Here is a 19,883-nt window from a genome sequence, read left to right as displayed (position 1 = left end):
TTTAACTTATTCCTTATCTCCTTCGGCTTTTCCTTCGCTAGCTTCCAGCTTATTTTTTAGCTTGGCCAACTCCGAAATATCTCCTAAAGTAGTCTTTTCTAAGTTATCATTCAACTTCTTCACGCCTTTTTTAGTTGCTTTTGCAGCAGCTTTCTTGGCAGAAACCTCTTCCGACTTAATATCATCTTCGAAGGTACGAGAGTGAGAAAGGATAATACGCTTAGCTGCCTTATTAAACTCAATTACTTTAAAATCAAGTTTCTCATCAACTTTAGCAGGGGCTCCATCTTCTTTCACCAAGTGACGTGGAGTAGCAAATCCTTCAACACCATACTGCAATGCAATTACAGCGCCTTTATCGAAAACGTCAACAATGGTACCTTCGTGAATTGAATCCACAGTGAAAATATCTTCGAATACATCCCATGGGTTCTCTTCAAGCTGCTTGTGACCTAAGCTTAAGCGACGGTTATCTTTATCGATTTCCAACACTACCACTTCGATTGAATCACCGATTGCTGTAAATTCAGCAGGGTGCTTAATCTTCTTAGTCCATGACAGGTCAGAGATGTGAATCAATCCATCGATACCCTCTTCGATCTCAACAAACACACCGAAGTTAGTGAAGTTACGCACGGTAGCGGCATGCTTCGAACCAACAGCATATTTCTCTTCGATCTTCTCCCATGGATCAGCCTTCAGCTGCTTAATACCCAATGACATCTTACGCTCTTCGCGATCCAGTGTCAGTACCATAGCTTCAACTTCGTCACCCACTTTCAAGAAGTCTTGTGCGCTTCTCAAGTGCTGCGACCATGACATCTCAGATACGTGGATAAGACCTTCAACACCGGCAGCAATCTCAACGAAAGCACCATAGTCAGCCATTACAACCACCTTACCTTTAACAATGTCACCTACCTTAAGCTCTGAATCCAACGAATCCCATGGGTGAGCAGTCAGCTGCTTCAGACCCAAAGCAATACGCTTCTTCTCATCATCAAAGTCAAGGATTACAACGTTCAATTTCTGATCCAACTGAACGATTTCTTCCGGATGATTTACGCGACCCCAAGACAGGTCAGTAATGTGAATCAATCCGTCTACGCCACCAAGGTCAATGAAGACACCGTAAGAAGTGATGTTCTTAACTGTTCCTTCCAGTACCTGACCTTTTTCAAGCTTAGAAATAATATCTTTCTTCTGCTGCTCAAGCTCAGCCTCAATAAGTGCTTTGTGTGATACAACAACGTTTTTGAATTCAGGATTAATCTTAACCACCTTGAATTCCATTGTTTTACCCACATACATATCGTAATCGCGAATAGGCTTAACGTCAATTTGCGAACCTGGTAAGAAGGCCTCAATACCAAATACGTCAACGATCATACCACCTTTAGTACGACACTTGATGTAACCTTTGATAACTTCATCGTTATCCAACGCTTCATTTACTCGGTCCCAAGAACGTAATGCACGTGCTTTCTTGTGAGAAAGTACCAGCTGTCCTTTTTTATCTTCCTGGCTCTCTACGTAAACCTCTACTTTATCGCCTACGGCCAACTCAGGATTATAACGGAATTCGTTACGGCTAACGATACCGTCAGACTTAAAGCCAATGTTAATTACCACCTCACGCTTAGTAAGTGTAATAACTTCACCTTCAATAACTTCTTTTTCTGAGATAGTAGATAAAGTCTTATCATACATCTCTGCTAATTCTTCTTTAGAAGCACCGCCACCTACAACGTCGCCTGCTTCATAGCTATCCCAATCAAATTCTTCAACTGGTACATTAACTAACGCTTCGTTTGCTTGTGGAGCCTTTTCCTGCTCCTCTGCATTTACTTTTTCTTCTGCCATTTTTGTTTTAATTATTACTTAATTAGTAGTTAGACATTATATTGAAAAATCGCTGCAAAAGTAGAAACTTTTTTTGATGTTTAAAAGCTTCTAAGTCAAATAAAATTAACCGTTTAAAAATACGATCTCTATCACCCATCGTCAAGGCCATCATCCGATTAAAACACCATTGATCAATGATTTGAACACGACATAAGACTAACTATAAAGGCATCACCACCAAAAAAAGCCCCTTTTCAACGCCCAGGAAATAAGCAAACAGTCGATAAAAATTATACTTTTGCCTATTATAATAAGGTATAAAATGCTACCTTATCATTTTTATAAAACTAAAAATACTTGAAAAGCCTTTATATAAAATACAATCGCTTATGAAAATTTCAATCGTTGGAACCGGTTATGTTGGATTAGTAACCGGCACATGCTTTGCCGACACAGGCATTAACGTTACCTGTGTCGACATCAACGAAGAGAAGATCGCCAAACTTAAACAAGGTATCATTCCTATCTACGAGCCCGGCCTGGATCAGATGGTGCTGAAGAATGTTGAAAAAGAGCGTCTGCATTTCACAAGCAACCTGCGTGATAGCCTGGATCACTCAGAGGCCATTTTCATTGCTGTGGGAACACCTCCGGGAGAAGACGGCAGCGCCGACCTGAGCCACGTTCTTGAAGTAGCCCGCCAAATAGGTAAATACATGAATAACTACCTGGTGGTAGTAACCAAGAGCACCGTGCCCATTACCACAGCGCAAAAAGTGAAAGCTGCCATACAAGACGAACTGGAAAAACGAGGTGTGGAACTTGAATTTGACGTGGCCTCCAACCCCGAATTTCTGAAGGAAGGTAATGCCATTGAAGATTTCCTGAAACCCGACCGTATTGTAATTGGTGTGGAATCAGAAAGGGCAGAGAAATTGATGAGCCGCCTCTACAAGCCCTTTTTATTAAATGGGCACCCCATCCTTTTTATGGATGTTCCCTCGGCCGAAATGACCAAATACGCTGCCAATGCCATGCTGGCTACCAAAATTAGCTTTATGAATGACATTGCTAACCTATGCGAGATTGTAGGGGCAGACGTGTCCAATGTAAGACGTGGCATAGGGTCCGACACCCGCATTGGCAATAAGTTTATCTATGCCGGTGCCGGCTATGGAGGATCCTGCTTCCCTAAAGATGTGAAGGCCATTATCAAAACAGCACAGCTTAACAACTATAACCTACGCATACTAGAGGCCGTGGAAGCGGTGAATGACGATCAGAAAAAAGTACTGTTCAAAAAGATTAAGCAGCACTTCCCTGACCTTAAGGGAAAGACTTTTGCCATGTGGGGACTATCTTTTAAACCCCACACCGACGACATGCGCGAAGCACCATCTGTTGTAGTTGCCAATGCTTTAACAGAGCTGGGGGCAACCGTTAAAGCCTACGACCCGGTGGCTATGGACGAGGCCAAACATATTCTGAAAGACAGTATTGAGTATGGCAAAGACCCTTACGATGTACTGATTGAAGCCGACGCCCTGATATTAATTACGGAATGGCCCGAATTCAGAATGCCGAATTATAAGGTAATGGACAAACTTATGCGCAACAAAGTCATTTTTGATGGCCGTAACATATACGACCCGGCTGAAATGAAAGAGTTTGGTTACACTTATTACAGCATAGGACGACCCAACATAAATGCATAAATACAAATAATTTACACGAGGAGCCTGATTGTTTTTTTTTACTACCTTTCAGGCTTTTCCCTTTTATTTACAAAGACATAAACAGGATGAAGAACAGGGTATTGATAACAGGTGGTGCAGGCTTTATTGGTTCTCACTTATGCGAACGCCTCCTGAATGAGGGCAACGAAGTAATTTGTATGGATAACTACTTTACCGGATCAAAAGGTAATGTGGTGCACCTGATGGACAATCCTTATTTTGAATTGATACGCCACGATGTGACCCATCCCTACTTCGTGGAGGTAGATCAAATATATAACCTGGCCTGCCCGGCATCACCGGTTCACTACCAGTACAACTCCATTAAAACCATTAAAACATCGGTAATGGGCGCCATTAATATGCTGGGACTGGCCAAGCGTATTAAAGCACGCATATTGCAAGCCTCTACCAGCGAAGTATACGGCGATCCGCTTGTACATCCCCAAAAGGAAGACTACTGGGGTAACGTAAATCCCATTGGTATCCGCTCTTGCTACGATGAAGGAAAGCGCTGCGCCGAGAGCTTGTTTGTCAACTACCACCAGCAGAATGATGTGGATATCCGTATCATCCGCATATTTAACACCTACGGCCCCCGCATGAACCCCAACGACGGGCGTGTGGTATCCAACTTTATTGTGCAAGCCTTAAGGGGTGAGGACATCACCATCTTTGGCGATGGTAAGCAAACCCGCAGCTTTCAATATGTCGATGACCTGGTGGAGGGGATGATTCGCATGATGAACAACCCGGATTTTAGTGGCCCTGTTAACATTGGCAACCCCAACGAGTTTACCATGCTTGAACTGGCACAGGCGGTTATTGAACTTACCAACTCCAAGTCAAAAATCACCTATCTGCCTCTGCCGGCCGACGATCCCTTGCAGCGCCAACCCGATATTGCTTTGGCAAAGGAGAAACTCAATAACTGGCAACCCAATATACAACTACGCGAGGGATTAACTCATACCATAGAATATTTTGATAAACTCTTAAAAAACGGCGAGGCCTAAATATCAAAACGTACTTAATTACAATAACTATGAAAAAACGCAAAGGCATAATTTTAGCGGGAGGCTCAGGCACACGCCTCTACCCCATTACCAAAAGCATCTCAAAACAAATTATTCCGGTATACAACAAACCGATGATTTACTACCCATTATCGGTTCTTATGCTGGCCGGCATACGCGATATCCTTATTATCAGCACTCCGCAGGATCTGCCCCTTTACCAACACCTTTTTGAGGATGGTGCTGAGCTGGGTCTCAATATCAGTTATGCCGAACAGCCCTCTCCCGATGGTCTGGCACAGGCCTTCATTATTGGAGAAGAATTTATTGGTGATGACGATGTTGCACTGGTACTAGGGGATAACATCTTCTATTCCTTCGACTTCAGTAAGTTACTGCACGAAGCCAGCAAAACCGAAGACGGAGCCGTAATATTTGGCTATTATGTAAATGATCCGCAGCGCTATGGAGTGGCTGAGTTCGATGAGGAGGGTCAGGTGCTATCCCTCGAGGAAAAACCTGAAAAGCCCAAGAGTAACTATGCCGTTACAGGATTGTATTTTTACTCCAACGATGTGGTAAAGAAAGCCGAGGCATTAAAGCCATCGAAGCGCGGTGAGCTGGAGATCACCGACCTCAATTCTCTTTACCTGAAAGAGCAGCGCCTTAAGATGATGATGCTGGGCAGAGGATCGGCATGGCTCGATACGGGCACACACGACAGTCTTTTGCAGGCTTCCAATTTCATCTCCACCATCGAAAACCGTCAAGGACTTAAGGTGGCATGTATCGAGGAGATTGCCTTTTCGAGAGGTTACATTGACAAAACTCAACTACTGAAACTGGCCGAGCCACTCATGAAAAATGAATACGGGCAGTACCTGGTGAAAATTGCCAATCAATAATTTTTAACACCACTTTACTTATAAATCATTAAAGGATTTGGATAATAAACTTATTATCTCGCTATATTTGTAGTCAAATCGTAATTCATGGAAATAATAAAAACAGACATACCCAACCTCCTTATAATCAAACCGGAAGTTTATCGTGATAAACGGGGTGCATTCCTCGAGTCCTATTCTGCTATACGGTATAAGGAGGCCGGTATCACAGCAGATTTTATTCAGGATAACATCTCCAAATCAAGCTATGGTGTCATCCGCGGATTGCACTATCAGCTTGCTCCTTTTTCGCAGTGTAAACTCATTCAGGCAATTGAAGGAAGGGTACTTGATGTGGCTGTTGATTTACGAAAAAACTCGCCCACTTTTGGGCAACACTATGCCATAGAGCTATCAGAAGAGAATGAATACCAGTTTTTTATCCCCCAGGGGTTTGCACATGGCTTTTCAGTTCTGAGCGAAAAGGCTACCATAATGTATAAGTGCGATAATTACTATAATCAGGAAGCTGAAAGAGGGATTGCCTTTAATGATACTACCCTGAACATCGATTGGAAAATACCGGCAAATAAAGTCATCATATCATCCAAAGACAGCATATTGCCATCCTTTAAGGAAGCCGATCGTAACTTTGTTTACAGCATATGACACCAAAAATTTTAGTTATCGGATCGGAGGGACAATTGGGACTGTCCATCAAGGCGAAGTGCAATAGTCTGGAGGCTCATTTCACCTTCACTTCATTAGAAACCCTGGATGTTACCAATACTGAAGATCTAACCCGTACCATCAGGGCTGATCATTATTCATACATCGTTAACTGTACCGCCTACACAGCCGTTGATAAAGCCGAGGATGAATCCTCACTGGCCTTTAAAATCAATGCAGAGGCGCTGAGAACTATTGGCAGGTCGGCACACGAAAAAGGCGCCAAAGTAGTGCATGTATCCACCGATTATGTGTTTGATGGCACCAATTATCGTCCTTACACGGAAGAAGACAGCACCGCACCACAATCGGTCTATGGTCAATCAAAACGCGATGGCGAAAAGTACCTGCTGGATCATAATCAGCAATCCATTATACTGCGAACATCGTGGCTATATTCGCCCCATGGCAATAACTTTGTAAAGACCATGCTGCGACTGGGTCGGGAGCGTAACGAGCTGAAGGTTATTTACGACCAGATTGGAAGTCCCACCTACGCCGACGATCTGGCCGATGTTATCCTGCGCATTATCAGGCACGACATGGCGGGCACCATCCCCTTTACTCCGGGCATTTACCATTATAGCAACGAAGGCGTTGCCAGCTGGTACGATTTCACCCTGGCCATACACAGGCTGGCAGGCATACAGTGTAAAGTACTACCCATCGAAACAAAGGACTATCCTACGCCTGCTCCCCGTCCGCACTACAGCGTGCTGAACAAGGCCAAACTAAAATCGACCTATCAACTTGAAATACCGTACTGGATCGACAGTCTTAAACACTGTATATCTGTACTGACGAACGAATAAATAACTAACACCAACTATTATAATTATGCAAAATCAGGATGTATTAAGCGACGTTGTTAAAAAAGCCCAGGCGTGGCTCGATGGCAACTACGATACCGAGACGAAAGACGCCATCAAAGCCATGATGGAGAAGGACGATAAAACAGAACTAATCGACTCTTTCTATAAAGACCTGGAATTCGGCACAGGAGGTCTACGCGGCATTATGGGAGCCGGATCCAACCGCATGAACCGTTACACCGTGGGAGCCGCCACACAAGGTTTGGCCAACTACCTAAAAAAGAACTTTAGCGAAGTAGAGCAGATAAGCGTGGTAATTGGGCACGACTGCCGCAATAACAGCCGCTTATTTTCCGAGGTAGTAGCCGACATTTTCAGCGCCAATGGTATTAAAGCTTATATGTTTGACGACTTACGTCCTACACCTGAAATATCCTACGCCATCCGCCAGCTGGGCTGCCAGAGTGGTGTTATTATAACCGCCTCGCACAATCCCAAGGCCTATAATGGATACAAAGCCTACTGGAACGATGGTGCTCAGCTAACAGCCCCCCATGACACCAATGTGATTGACGAAGTGAATAAAATTACTTCAACCGATGAAATTAAATTCCAGGGCAATAAGGCACTGATCGAAACATTGGGTGAAGAAATGGATCAGCAATACCTGGAACAGGTGAAGAGCCTAGTGCTTGATCAGGATGTGATAGACCGTAATAAAGACCTTAAAATTGTGTACTCACCCATCCACGGCACAGGTGTGAAAATGATTCCGGCGGCTTTGCGTAAGTGCGGCTTTGAAAACGTGATTAACGTACCGGAGCAGGATGTAGTAAGCGGCGAGTTCCCTACAGTTATTTCACCCAACCCCGAAGAGCCGGCCGCACTGGAGATGGCGCTTAACAAAGCCCGCGAGACAGCGGCAGATATTGTAATGGCCTCCGACCCCGACAGTGACCGCCTGGGCATTGCCGTACGCAACGAAAAGGGTGAGTTTGTGCTGGTAAACGGAAACCAAACGGCCATCTTACTTACCTGGTACATACTTAAGAAATGGAAGGAAACAGGACGCCTGACCGGCAAAGAATACATTGTTAAAACAATTGTTACATCGGAGCTGATGAAAGACATTGCCGTAAAGAGCGGCATTGAGTATTTCGATGTTTACACCGGTTTTAAGTGGATTGCGAAGGTTATTCGTGAACTGGAAGGGCAGAAAAAATACATCTGTGGCGGCGAAGAGTCCTATGGTTTCTTACCCGGCGACTATGTGCGCGATAAAGATGCAGTGGCAGCCATCACCATTGCAGCAGAAATTGCTGCTTGGGCCAAAGATAACGGCAAAACACTGTTTGATGTGTTGCAGGATATTTATATGGAGTATGGCTTCTCAAAGGAAAAAATGATTTACATCGTGCGCGAAGGAAAATCAGGTGCTGATGAGATCAAACAGCTAATGGCTAATTTCCGCTCAACGCCTCCACAAACTCTGGCGGGCGATAAGGTGAGCGTAATCAAAGACTACAGCAAGCTGGATGCTTTTCACGTGTTGGAGAATAATCATGAAACCATTGACTTGCCGGCCACTTCCAATGTGCTGCAGTTTTTCACCGAAAATGGCTATAAGGTATCTGTTCGACCCTCGGGTACTGAACCTAAAATTAAGTTTTACTTTGAGGTGAAAGTGCCGATGAACAGCAAGGACGAGTTCTACCTGGCCAACGAAAAAGCAGATACCATTATCAATAATATCGTTAAAGATTTAGGTATTTAATAATACTCAAAAACACATTAAAAACGGGATGCATCATTGCATCCCGTTTTTTAATTATATCACTTCTGCCTGCTTCGTAAAAAATCAATCTTCTTCAAAAAACTCATCCTTAAAGTTAACCAGGTAAACACGCTCTGTTGCGCGGGTGATGGCCGTGTATAGCCACCTGAAATACCCAAGCCCCATCTGCTCTTCGGGTATGTATCCCTGATCGATAAATACCGCCTTCCACTGCCCACCTTGCGATTTATGGCAGGTCATGGCATACGCATACTTCACCTGCAATGCATTATAGTAGGGGTTTTCTTTTACTTTCTCATATTTCTTACGCTGCGATTTCTCCTCCTCATAATCCTCCATTACACTGCGAAAAAAGGCCTCCTGCTCCTCCTTTGAAAATCCGGCAGTATCGGTGTGCAAAGCGTCTAAAATCACCTTCACATCGATTTCGAGATGCTCATAATCAGTAAGGCGCAAGGTAAGATTGGCAAAACGACGATCATACAACTCCTCATAACCATTAATACGTACCACTTCGGCAATATCGCCATTGGCAATAAAATCGGCCTCTTTACTATCCTTTAACCAATGATAGTTATTTTTCATAATTAGCAAGTGGTCGGTCACCGTCAGCTCCTCCTCACGATATAAAACACTGGCTCTTATCCCCTTGTTAAACAGGTTAGCACGCTTATTGCTCCGGCAGACCACCAGGGTTTCGTCCAGCCCGTAATGCTCCTGACACCAACTCAAGGCATCAATCAGCTCCTCGCCGCTAATACGTTTAAAATCGGGGTAACTCTTGGCCTCCAGTGCCGGGTAGACCGGTGGTGTCAAATATTCATCCATCATCAATCGCAACTTAGTAGCATTGTATAAAATACCACTATCTTGCTCCTGACGCACTACGTCACTTAAAAAGAAATCCTGCACCTGCATGCCCAAACTCTCAAGGTACAACTTATCCAATGCAGGGCTCTCCTCAAATCCTACCGGTGGCAACTGAGCAACATCACCAATAAGCACTAATCGGCAACCTTTATTACTAAACACAAAGTTGAGCAGATCCTCCAAAAGACGCCCACTACCAAAAGCAGTGTAATCCAAGCAGTTATTAGAGATCATAGACGCCTCATCAACAATAAAAACTGCATCCTTTGCCTTATTATAATTGAGATTAAAGCTGCCAAAATCATCGTTCGATGATTGACGACGATAGATAAGCTTATGAATGGTATAAGCCGGCTTACCAGTATATTTACTCAACACCTTGGCTGCCCGTCCCGTGGGTGCCATCAGCTGGCAAGGCATCTTCATCTCAGCCAGCACATCAGTAAAGGCTTTCATCAGCGATGTTTTACCCGTTCCGGCAAATCCTTTTATAAGACAAACGGCCGGTGATGCCTCCTGCACCAGAAAATCACCTAAGCCATCAATCAAAGTTGACTGCGACTGGGTGGCTTGGAAGGGAAATTTATTGCGTATTAATGTCGAAATATGATTATTTAGCATTTTTAATATAGATATAAGCTAATAAAAAACCGTAGTTTGATTTTTTTTTTAAATTTGTGACTTCAAACTAAAACAAAAATCCGAAGATAATGAAAACAGTTATTCAGATTGTTCTTACTATTGCAATTATCGCGCTTGGTTATTTATGTGTTGAGAGTATCAATAAGCCAATTCGTTTTCAGGAGCAGCATGCCTTGCGACAAGCCGCTAACGTTGAAAAACTGATGCTCACCAGAGATGCCCAGGTGGCTTACAAGTCTGTTTTTGGTAAGTATACAGGTAGCTACGATACATTAATCAACTTCATCCTAAGCGACTCGCTTCCATTGGTTAAAAAAGAAGGTAGCTTAACCGACAGTATGCGTGAAGCAGGCATGACCGAAGTAAAAGCACTGGCACTGGGAATTATCAGTCGTGACACCATTCGCGTGAGTGTGAAAGACTCTCTATTCCCCGACAACTACCCGGTTGACTCATTAAAATTTGTTCCTTTTGTTAATGGCGACAAAACTTACGAAATGGGAGCTGGTATCGTAGTTACTGGTTCTGGTGTGAAGGTGCAGGTTTTTGAAGCCAAAGTGCACAACAACATTTACCTGGCCGGACTTGAGAAACAGGAAATTATTAACCTAAACGACAAGACCGAGAAGCTGGAAAGATATCCAGGTCTTAAAGTAGGTTCGTTAGAAGCCGCTAACAATAACGCTGGTAACTGGGAATAATTATATGACCAAGAAATACGTTGTCGATCAATCGTTTGACACGAACATTACAACATCTTATTTTCTGTCCATCCGATCCTCATCGGGTGGACTTTCTTTTTGTGTGCTCGACCCGGTAATCAACACTTATATTGCCTTCGCCAATATACCGTTTAACGACAATAGCAAGGACAATATTAAAACTCAGGAGGTACTGCTGAAAGAGGAATTATTACAACTGTCCTACAAAAAGGTTTTTTTCCTTTACGAGTCACCGCGAGCCACCCTAGTGCCGGGTGCTTTGTATGACAACACAAGGCATACTGACCTGTTCAGCCTGAATCATCCGCTGGGTAATGATCCCGTGGAGCTGGTAGCACAGAAAATTAAAATGGCCGATGCCTGGAATCTTTTCAGCATACCCCGATTTATGTATCATCTGGCGAAAACGCAATTCGACAACATTGAGTTTTACCAACACTACTCGCCTTTTATTGAAACCTGCCTGATTGCCAGTCAGCAAAAGAAACGCGATGTGGTGATGCACATAGGTATACACAGTACCTTCTTTGATTTGCTGGTGATTAAAGACCGTAAGATGGTGTTGTGCAACTCCTATTCGTACAGCAACACCAATGACTTTTTGTACTTTGTTTTATTTGCCTTTGAACAGCTTAAGCTGGAGGCCGATAAAACGAATGTACTAATACATGGGCTGGACGATAAACAAAGTCCCCTATTTAGAGAATTAAAAAACTATCTGCGGCAAACAAAAATAAGCGATCCAACCACTCATTTTAAATTCAGCAACAGTATGCGTATTAAAGATGGTGATAAACTTAACTTTCATAACCTGTTTAATCTGGCAATATGCGTATAATAAGCGGCAAACTTAAAGGCCGGCGTTTCTCACCTCCCAAAAGCTTTTCGGCACGTCCAACCACCGACATCGCCCGCGAAAGTTTGTTTAACGTGTTGAACAACCGCCTGTATTTCGATGAGCTTACCGTACTGGATTTATTTGGCGGCACCGGCAGTATCTCCTATGAGTTTGCTTCAAGAGGCTGTAGTGATATTACAACGGTGGAGCTCAACTATAAGCATTTCAGCTATATCAAGTCAATGGTTAAAGAGTTTAACCTGGAAGATGCCATTAAGGTCTTCAAAGCCGATGTGCTAAAGTTTATCAAGAAAAGTCCCAAGCATTATGATCTGGTTTTTGCCGATCCTCCATTCGACATGAAGGATTTTGAGACACTACCCGACCGCTTTTTTGAAAATAACTTACTCACTGACGAAGGAGTCTTTATTTTAGAGCATTCTGATAAGATGAGCTTTGACACACATCCTCATTTTAAAGAAGTAAAAAAATACGGCAAGGTGCATTTCTCCTTTTTTCAAGCCTAAGGAAGCGTCTCAAAAAATTATGGGGCTATGGCTACCAAAACGGACTGAAACTTATCGGATGACATGAAAATTACTACAAAACTCAAGTCATCCGATAAACAAGCTATTTAAAGTCTAAAATAGGCGATGGACTGCATAAGCTCATCTGCCTGCTTAGTTAGTTCAACCGAACTGGCTGCTAAGGCCTCGGCCGCCGCCGCATTTTGTTGCGTTGTTGCATTCATTTGCTGAATAGCACCATTCACCTGATCCACTCCATTGTTCTGCTCAATGCTTGCCATGGATATCTCCTCCACCAGACTAGCTGTTGCCTCCACTTGTGGCTGCATCTCCTTAAGCATAGCATTTGCCATCTCCGTTTCACTGCGGCTCGAATCACTCATGCTCACAATTTCATCAGCTGCCTTTTTACTATTTTCTGCCAGCTTACGCACCTCTGCTGCCACAACAGCAAAACCCTTACCCATATCGCCTGCACGAGCTGCTTCCACAGCAGCATTCAAAGCCAAAATATTGGTTTGACGAGCAATTTCATGAATCACGGTAACCTTTTCGGAGATGGTACTTACCGCCTTGTAACTGGTATCAGAAACATCAGCCACCTGCACAATCATAGCCGACGATTCTTTGGCATTGAGCGATGTTTGCCGCGCATTATCGGCATTACTGGCCACATTACCGGCTATCTCCTCCATGGTTGTCGATACTTCCTCCAATGAGGAAGCCTGCTCCGCTGAACCAGATGACAAGTCCTCGGCTGTTTTATTTATTAGATGACTGGCCTGCAACACCTCATTGGCACCACCTTCAATATTTTGCATCACTTCTTTCAGGCGGTCTGATAAATTCTTCATGGCATTGTTTAACTGCCCCAATTCATTGTTGGATTCGATGTACTTCAAGTCATTGTTCAGATTACCTTCTGCCAGCTCTTGCAATTCCACAATGGCACTGTCAAGAGGTTGACGAACCATTTTATTAATATACATAAAAACACCCACCCCAAGCAAAATATTAACAGGCGTAACGATATATGTAAAAAAAGAACCTAGATAAAACTCTATGGTCTTCAGCATTGCCACCAAAATAACAAAAGACACGAGCAACAAGCTCATCCTGAACATGATTGATTTTTTAAAAATCAACTTCAATATGATAATTGCCACCGGAATGGCCACTGACGATTTTAATAACTCCAACAATAATTCACTCATAATTTTTTCCTTAGTTCATAGTAGATTCAAGAGTGCCCTGCGGCAAATCAACTCCTAAGTACGGAATAGCTGTGTAAAGGTTATCCTGATTAACTTAAAAAATGTGAACGAAAACAGAATATTCTACCAATTCATTCGTAACCTAGAATTAACTGATCGCTTCTGCTAGTGAATCCTTTTCAGATTATGGTGAAAAAAAAGACCAGCCCCTTTATCTTTGATAAGACTCTGGAACTGGTCAATAGTTTATACTCTATTAGGTTCTTTACTAGTCCATTACCCACGGTATTTGATCTGACTGGTAAAAGTTAACCTCTAAATCTTTCAAAACCTTTCCGTGCTGTGCCAGACGTTTTCTAAAACTCTCCCAATTTAAGTGAGAAGCCGGAGACCAACCAATTTCGGCGTGCCCAATTAAACGAGGAAAAGTAAGGTAATCAATATCATCCATCGTTTCCACTGTTTCAGTCCAAAGTGGCGATTCAATACCCAGGATGTGGTTATTATCAATTCCTTCAATCAATTCTGCAGGATACCAGTTATACGATTGATCTATTTCAATCAGGCCTGACCAAGCCAAGCCAATGTGCGTAGTTGAATCGTATTTCATATCCAGATAGGTCCGTGTTGAAGGCGATAAAAGCACTTTAGCGCCTTTTTCTGCCCCTAAGCTGGCATTTTTATCCTTAGCCCAATACTGTACAATGTCTTCAGCATTGACATCAGCATGCGCGATTTCATCCCACCCAATCATTATTTTATTATACTTCTTAACAATTTCTTTGGTGCGATTAATGAAGTACACATAATCATCATCTTCTGTTACGTGCGACTCATCGCCTCCAATATGCAAATAAGGCCCCTCGGTCAGCGCAGCCATCTCGCGGATCACATCATCCACAAACTGATAGGTCACTTCCTTGCGCGTGGCCAAGGTACTGAACCCCACTTTAGTGCCGGTATATAATTGGGCCTTCTTTTTATTCCCGTTGAGCTCAGGATAAGCCACCACAGCCGCGTTGGTATGCCCAGGCATATCAATCTCCGGTACCACGGTTATATATCGCTCGCTGGCATAGCGAACAATATCCTTGAATTGCTCTTGGGTGTAAAAACCACCTTCGCCACCGCCTACTTGGGTACTTCCACCCACAGTAGCCAGCTTAGGCCACGATTTGATTTCAATACGCCAGCCCTGATCATCTGTTAAATGCAGGTGCAAAACATTGATCTTATACATAGCTGCTAAATCAATCACTCTTTTCACATCCTCAACCGAGAAAAAATGACGAGCCACATCCAGCATCATGCCACGGTAAGCATATTGCGGGTAATCAATAATTTTTCCGGAAGGAATAAGCCAAACAGATTGCTCCTCCCCGCCTTTAACAAGACTTTGAACCAGTGTTTGAACACCTCTGAACAAGCCAGCGGGCGCTTTTGCACTCAGCTCCACTTTTCTTTCTCCTATGGCTAACGAATACCCTTCACTATTTTTTGTACTTTGTTCGGTATTAAGATGCAGATATATCCCTTTAGCCGGCGTATGAGCCACTTCGGTAACCGCAGGCTGAATACCGGTAATTCGCGCTATCTCGCTGGCCAGACTCTGCGCCACCAGGGTTAATTCGCCATTTCCTTCACTTACATAAATATCAGACTTCTCGGTAAGTTGAAAGGAGCTTCCACCTGCATTTAACTCTACCGGAAGAGGAATCAGGCTGGCTTTGGATAAATCAGCTGGGATAGGCTGATGGCACGAAACTACCAGCTGCATTATCAGCACTACAGCAATTGCTGTCATTACATTTCTACACATAGTAATTATTTTAGTTTATCGGTTTTAGAGCATACTTATGGCATGTACTAAGGAATATAAGTACGCAGTCAAATATACACAATTCAAAGAAACTGTCCCTGTTAAGGCATTGATCATTCAGGCAATCTCGTAAAACAAATCAAGGCCCTTTTCAAGCATCTTTAACTCCTTCTCTGAAAACGCCGTTTTAATAAACTAAAAATTGTACCTGGGTTGTTGCTTTTTTTGCATCGCCTAGCTGAGAACTATCGCAATACTTACACCAATAAAAGTACCCATCACATACCCTAAAATACCCACTAGAATTGCCGGTGTTACCATGCGCTTTTGCCCCAACGAAGCTGCCATAGGTGCTGCCACAGAAGGTCCCATGACATTCGCAGCTGAGGCTACAATAACGTCGTATACATTCAACTTGAACAAACGGGCGCTTGCCGTAAGAAACAAAAAATGAAACACCATTATTATCAGGTAAAACAAGAGCAGTGAGGGTCCAACCTTTAAAACCTCATAAATATTGGTGGAAGCACCAATAACCGCCAAAAAAGCATACATCATCCACAAGCCTATGCTAAAAGATGTGTTTTCCAAAGGCTTTAAACGTGCCGGAAAAAGGTTAGCTACCAGTAGTGCCAACAACGTAATTAGCAGAATACTTAAATTTAACTCGGTACCAATTAAATGCTGAATAAATGGGGACAGCCAGCCTCCCAAGGCTGCAATACCAATGGCTAAAAACAATGCAATAGCCATCCGTTCCATGGTAACAGGAGCCTGTTCCCCCTGTTCTTTACCTTCGTCTGCCGGCTCTACAGGCGTTGGACTCCAAAAGCGCTTTAAAAAGGCCAAGGCAGGAACCAGGAATAAAAACAAGACATACAAATTGGCAGCGAAGTTATCTACCGCAATGGTGGCAGAAAAATAGGGATTGGTGCTGAAATTTAAGGTTTCGCCCGTAGCCACAAAATTGATACTGCCTCCCACCAGGGTGGCAGCAATCACGCCGGCTGTATTGCCTGAATCGGCTCCCAGATCGATCACAGAAGCTGCTACAAAACAACCAACAACGACCCCCACTGCGCCAACGATAAAGGCCAGTAGCAACTTACCGCTTTCCCTTATTATTTTAAGAATATTAGAGCTGAATAAAAGCAGTGGAATCGACACCGGTATAAAATAATCAAATACCATATCGTAAACAGGCACCGACACATTAGTACCCGAACCCACAGGCACAACACCTGCCATGGCCAATATAGACATGGAAATCATGGTGACTAAAATGCCTGATACCTTGCCAAACCACTTTTTATACTCTGACCAAATACCAAAAGCGGCTGCCGCCACCACCATTGTTAAAACTAAAAAATGCTGATCTGCCTGTATTAAAGAATTCATATTTTCAAAAGCTTATAGCTACTAGCCGCTAGCTGATAGCGATTGGCAGCTCGATAATTATTGTAAAACTCGAAATCCAAGTCCGAAGTCAGTAATCCGTATTACATTTCAACAGTCCCACAGTTTTTTTGCAATTTCTCACTTCCCATTTCTCATCGCACCCTACTCATTACTCACCTCTCACTTCTTACTTTTTCTAATTTTATTAACTAAACAAAGCCAACTGCTCCTCCCCGATGATTAACACTTCTGATGGCGCATAGCGATTGGTAGGCAAAATACGATAACGATTTGAAAGGTGCTCAAAGGCCTTCATCGCAATCTCCACACGGTTATTATCGGCTGAAATGTGCGAAAGAAAAAGCGTCTTTAACTTACCCGGCTTCAATTGCTCAACCAATTCAACCGCCTGACGGTTACTCAGGTGTCCATGATCGGATTTAACCCGCTGCTTAAGGTAATAAGGGTAGGGTCCTTCCTCCAGTAGGCGCTCATCATAATTGCTCTCTAGAAAAACATGATCGCAGGCCGCCAAATGGGATTTCACAGCATCGCAGGCACAACCAATATCGGTCATCACACCTATGCTTTGCCCCTCTATTTCTACGCGAAAGCTCGTGGGGTCGATGGCATCATGTTGCTTACCGAAGGTGTGAACGGTAAATGGACCCACACAAAGCACATCACCTGCTTCGAACACCTGCGCTGTCTCCGGATGATAATTACGATGTGCCTTTTGTAGTGTATCGCGTGTAAGGTAGGCATCAATGCCATGCATATCGCACAATACACGTAATCCCTTAATATGATCAGAGTGCTCGTGTGAGATAAACACGGCCTTCACCTTAGCAATATCCAGACGCATCTCGCGCATCCGCTTCAAAATCTGACGGCGCGAAATACCCGCATCCACCAATATGGCTTCCTTTTCATTTCCGATGTAATAACAATTGCCGTTACTTCCCGAGGCGATCGCACAAACTTGTATCATTGACTGTTAGTTGTTAGTGGTTAGTTGCTAGCTATTAGCTATTAGGGGTTAGTTGCTAGTTGTTAAGGGTTAGTTGTTAGCTGTTAGTTATTAGGGGTTAGTTGTTAGTGTCTATCAATTGAATTCCTGTAATTTTTGGCAGAAAATATAAGCAAGCTGCCAATAGTCTTGATACTCAAATCTTGATACTTTGTACTTTTCTGGCTTGTCCAAATTAGTTGTTAGTTATTAGGGGTTAGCAGCTTGTGGCGCGTGGCGGGAAGCTAGTTAAGATCCATAATCCTACTGCTAGACTCACCTCACTCCCCTCTCATCCCTACCTACTCCACAAAAAATCGTTCGATCTCTTTTCCTTCCGCATATTTTTGAAGCAAATGGAGGGTATCATCCAGAGCATCATTGATGGCGTCTTTTCCGTCAAAGCCAATAACAATCATCAAAAACTTTGAAGTAACATCACTCACCATAGTGCGTGTTGAATCACTGGTAGGATTACCAAATGCACCTAAAGCATCGCGAAAAACCGGTAATCTCTCAATATTCAAATCCCCCCTGCCAATGCCCTCATAGGCTTCATTAGCCTCACCAATACCCATACTCACATCTCCTTCAATGGCATCATAGTTATAGCCACAGATTGAGAAACCGGTTTTCAATGAGGTAATATTTAGTATATCAACCACATTATTAATGCGATACAATCCTTTACCACCAGCTACTCTTCTCAATAGGGATTCGGCAGCCGGACGATAGCGATTGGGATCTTTGCCCAGGGTTCGATAAGCATTTTTATTCGCTTTTACGGGCGATAATTCACGGATTAACGCAGGTGTATATTGGGCAGCCAATACTTCAACCTCCTTATCCATTAATGATTGTAGCTGATCATTAGCGGCAGCCACCTTCACATCAGTAACAAAACCTCCTAATATCAAATCGGGAAGTTTTGCCCTTAACGGCTCTTCAATTTTAATTAGCATGCAATGGAATTAAGCCTGCAAAATAAGTAAAAAAATATATTACTTTGGGGCCAAAAGTAAAGCCAATGCAAGTCCTCGATGATATAAAAGCGGTGTTTTTTGATATGGATGGTGTTTTGTTTGACTCCATGCCTAGTCATGAATACACGTGGATCCATTCACTTAAAAAATACGGCATCAATTTTCCGCCAGAAGAGGCATATATGAATGAAGGACGAACCGGCTATGCAACCATCAGAATCGCTTTTGAAAAGTACCTTCACCGATTACCCACCCGGGATGAAGAGGAAGCTGTTTATACTTTAAAGACGGAACTTATGGCAAAACGCCCTAAAGCTCCGGTGTTACCCATGATGCAAGAACTGATTGAGTTTCTGAGAAAAAATGGGGTTCAGGTCTTTGTGGTAACCGGATCCAGGCAACCCTCGCTCGTTGATAAATTAAATGCCCAATTTAAGGTGGAGGCGAGCAACATTATCAGTGGTGCAGATGTAAAACAGGGCAAACCCCACCCTGAACCTTACCTGATCGCCTGGCAACGCAGTGGACTGAGCAAAGACCAATGCCTTGTAGTGGAAAACGCACCTATGGGCGTTGAATCGGCCAAGGCGGCTGGCTTACGCTGCCTTGCTGTTAACACGGGTAAACTGCCGGATGACGTCTTAATCAGTGCAGGTGCTGATTCTTTATTTGAAAACACAACAGCTCTGTACAAGGCTTTTATATCTCACTAAATCATTTAATCAGTAAAATACGAGGCTAATTGTGAAATCAAAAACAATTGTTGCCTGTGCATAATGAGCACGCAAATAAAGGAATTTTACTACTTTTGCCGCTCGTTCATTCAAATTTTTGTCATTAAGACACCCCGTAACAAGGGTTTAATAGGGAACCATGTGTAAATCATGGGCTGACGCGCAACTGTGATCTCGTGCCGTATAGACGGTATGTACTTTTAGCGGATTAACCACTGACTGCATATGACAGTTGGGAAGGTGTTAAGAGTCGGGAAAGCCAGGAGACCTGTCTTTAATATTTGAATGATATTTGCTTTCGCGACACAAA

The 19,883-nt window shown here is 43.3% G+C and carries 17 protein-coding genes and 1 riboswitch; of the genes, 10 read left to right on the top strand and 7 right to left on the bottom strand.

What is annotated here, in order from left to right; all coding sequences use genetic code 11:
- Window positions 1-6: 6 nt before the first annotated feature.
- Window positions 7-1,863 carry a 30S ribosomal protein S1 gene (gene rpsA, locus ACRD7A_RS00300; protein ID WP_430809335.1) on the bottom strand — a complete coding sequence of 619 codons (1,857 nt, stop codon included), beginning with the start codon at window positions 1,861-1,863 and terminating at the stop codon, window positions 7-9.
- A gap of 371 nt (window positions 1,864-2,234) precedes the next feature.
- Between rpsA and ACRD7A_RS00295 the strand changes: the two genes are divergently transcribed.
- The 6 genes from ACRD7A_RS00295 (at window position 2,235) to ACRD7A_RS00270 (ending at window position 8,796) form a co-directional block, all read left to right on the top strand.
- Complete coding sequence (locus ACRD7A_RS00295) at window positions 2,235-3,560, top strand: UDP-glucose dehydrogenase family protein (protein WP_430809334.1); 1,326 nt, start codon at window positions 2,235-2,237, stop codon at window positions 3,558-3,560.
- Window positions 3,561-3,646: 86 nt separating this feature from the next.
- Window positions 3,647-4,597 carry a UDP-glucuronic acid decarboxylase family protein gene (locus ACRD7A_RS00290; RefSeq protein ID WP_430809333.1) on the top strand — a complete coding sequence of 317 codons (951 nt, stop codon included), beginning with the start codon at window positions 3,647-3,649 and terminating at the stop codon, window positions 4,595-4,597.
- A gap of 29 nt (window positions 4,598-4,626) precedes the next feature.
- Complete coding sequence (rfbA, locus tag ACRD7A_RS00285) at window positions 4,627-5,502, top strand: glucose-1-phosphate thymidylyltransferase RfbA (protein WP_430809332.1); 876 nt, start codon at window positions 4,627-4,629, stop codon at window positions 5,500-5,502.
- Window positions 5,503-5,589: 87 nt separating this feature from the next.
- Window positions 5,590-6,150 (top strand): dTDP-4-dehydrorhamnose 3,5-epimerase, encoded by a 561-nt coding sequence (rfbC, locus tag ACRD7A_RS00280; protein ID WP_430809331.1) that lies wholly within the window; start codon window positions 5,590-5,592, stop codon window positions 6,148-6,150.
- A complete protein-coding gene (gene rfbD, locus ACRD7A_RS00275) occupies window positions 6,147-7,022 on the top strand; it encodes a dTDP-4-dehydrorhamnose reductase (protein WP_430809330.1) in 876 nt (291 codons plus the stop codon). The genes rfbC and rfbD overlap by 4 nt, the downstream gene beginning before the upstream one ends.
- A 25-nt stretch (window positions 7,023-7,047) precedes the next feature.
- Window positions 7,048-8,796: a phospho-sugar mutase gene (locus tag ACRD7A_RS00270; protein ID WP_430809329.1), complete on the top strand. Its 1,749-nt coding sequence runs from the start codon at window positions 7,048-7,050 to the stop codon at window positions 8,794-8,796.
- Between the two features lie 84 nt (window positions 8,797-8,880).
- Here ACRD7A_RS00270 and ACRD7A_RS00265 read toward each other — a convergent pair whose 3' ends face one another.
- Complete coding sequence (locus tag ACRD7A_RS00265; RefSeq protein ID WP_430809328.1) at window positions 8,881-10,308, bottom strand: ATP-dependent DNA helicase; 1,428 nt, start codon at window positions 10,306-10,308, stop codon at window positions 8,881-8,883.
- 89 nt (window positions 10,309-10,397) lie between these two features.
- Here ACRD7A_RS00265 and ACRD7A_RS00260 point away from each other — a divergent pair, with 89 nt between their 5' ends.
- From ACRD7A_RS00260 to ACRD7A_RS00250, 3 genes are read left to right on the top strand one after another with little or no spacing between them, the layout of a single operon-like run.
- Window positions 10,398-11,030 (top strand): hypothetical protein, encoded by a 633-nt coding sequence (locus ACRD7A_RS00260; protein WP_430809327.1) that lies wholly within the window; start codon window positions 10,398-10,400, stop codon window positions 11,028-11,030.
- A gap of 4 nt (window positions 11,031-11,034) precedes the next feature.
- Entirely contained in the window at window positions 11,035-11,889 is an 855-nt protein-coding gene (locus tag ACRD7A_RS00255; protein ID WP_430809326.1) for a DUF3822 family protein, read from the top strand.
- The gene (locus ACRD7A_RS00250; protein WP_430809325.1) at window positions 11,880-12,416 is read left to right on the top strand and encodes an RsmD family RNA methyltransferase; all 537 of its coding nucleotides are present in this window, start codon (window positions 11,880-11,882) and stop codon (window positions 12,414-12,416) included. The genes ACRD7A_RS00255 and ACRD7A_RS00250 overlap by 10 nt, the downstream gene beginning before the upstream one ends.
- A gap of 107 nt (window positions 12,417-12,523) precedes the next feature.
- Here the strand turns inward: ACRD7A_RS00250 and ACRD7A_RS00245 are convergent, their stop codons facing one another.
- From ACRD7A_RS00245 to ACRD7A_RS00225, 5 genes are all read right to left on the bottom strand, one after another.
- Complete coding sequence (locus ACRD7A_RS00245) at window positions 12,524-13,630, bottom strand: methyl-accepting chemotaxis protein (RefSeq protein WP_430809324.1); 1,107 nt, start codon at window positions 13,628-13,630, stop codon at window positions 12,524-12,526.
- 268 nt (window positions 13,631-13,898) lie between these two features.
- Entirely contained in the window at window positions 13,899-15,449 is a 1,551-nt protein-coding gene (locus ACRD7A_RS00240) for a beta-N-acetylhexosaminidase (protein WP_430809323.1), read from the bottom strand.
- A 234-nt stretch (window positions 15,450-15,683) separates the two neighbouring features.
- Window positions 15,684-16,847, bottom strand: a complete 1,164-nt coding sequence (locus ACRD7A_RS00235; protein ID WP_430809322.1) for a DUF819 family protein — start codon at window positions 16,845-16,847, stop codon at window positions 15,684-15,686.
- A gap of 205 nt (window positions 16,848-17,052) precedes the next feature.
- Entirely contained in the window at window positions 17,053-17,838 is a 786-nt protein-coding gene (locus ACRD7A_RS00230) for an MBL fold metallo-hydrolase (protein ID WP_430809321.1), read from the bottom strand.
- A 320-nt stretch (window positions 17,839-18,158) separates the two neighbouring features.
- Window positions 18,159-18,818, bottom strand: coding sequence for a B3/B4 domain-containing protein (locus ACRD7A_RS00225; RefSeq protein ID WP_430809320.1), 660 nt, complete (start codon window positions 18,816-18,818; stop codon window positions 18,159-18,161).
- A gap of 65 nt (window positions 18,819-18,883) precedes the next feature.
- Here ACRD7A_RS00225 and ACRD7A_RS00220 point away from each other — a divergent pair, with 65 nt between their 5' ends.
- Window positions 18,884-19,552 carry an HAD family hydrolase gene (locus ACRD7A_RS00220; protein WP_430809319.1) on the top strand — a complete coding sequence of 223 codons (669 nt, stop codon included), beginning with the start codon at window positions 18,884-18,886 and terminating at the stop codon, window positions 19,550-19,552.
- A gap of 110 nt (window positions 19,553-19,662) precedes the next feature.
- Window positions 19,663-19,863, top strand: a riboswitch (cobalamin riboswitch).
- The last annotated feature ends 20 nt before the right edge of the window (window positions 19,864-19,883 follow it).

Origin of the sequence: Carboxylicivirga longa, assembly GCF_050589825.1 — a bacterium.
GTDB lineage: Bacteria > Bacteroidota > Bacteroidia > Bacteroidales > Marinilabiliaceae > Carboxylicivirga > Carboxylicivirga longa.
The sequence above is the reverse complement of the archived record's forward strand: the minus strand, read 5'-3'. Positions and strand labels throughout refer to the sequence as shown.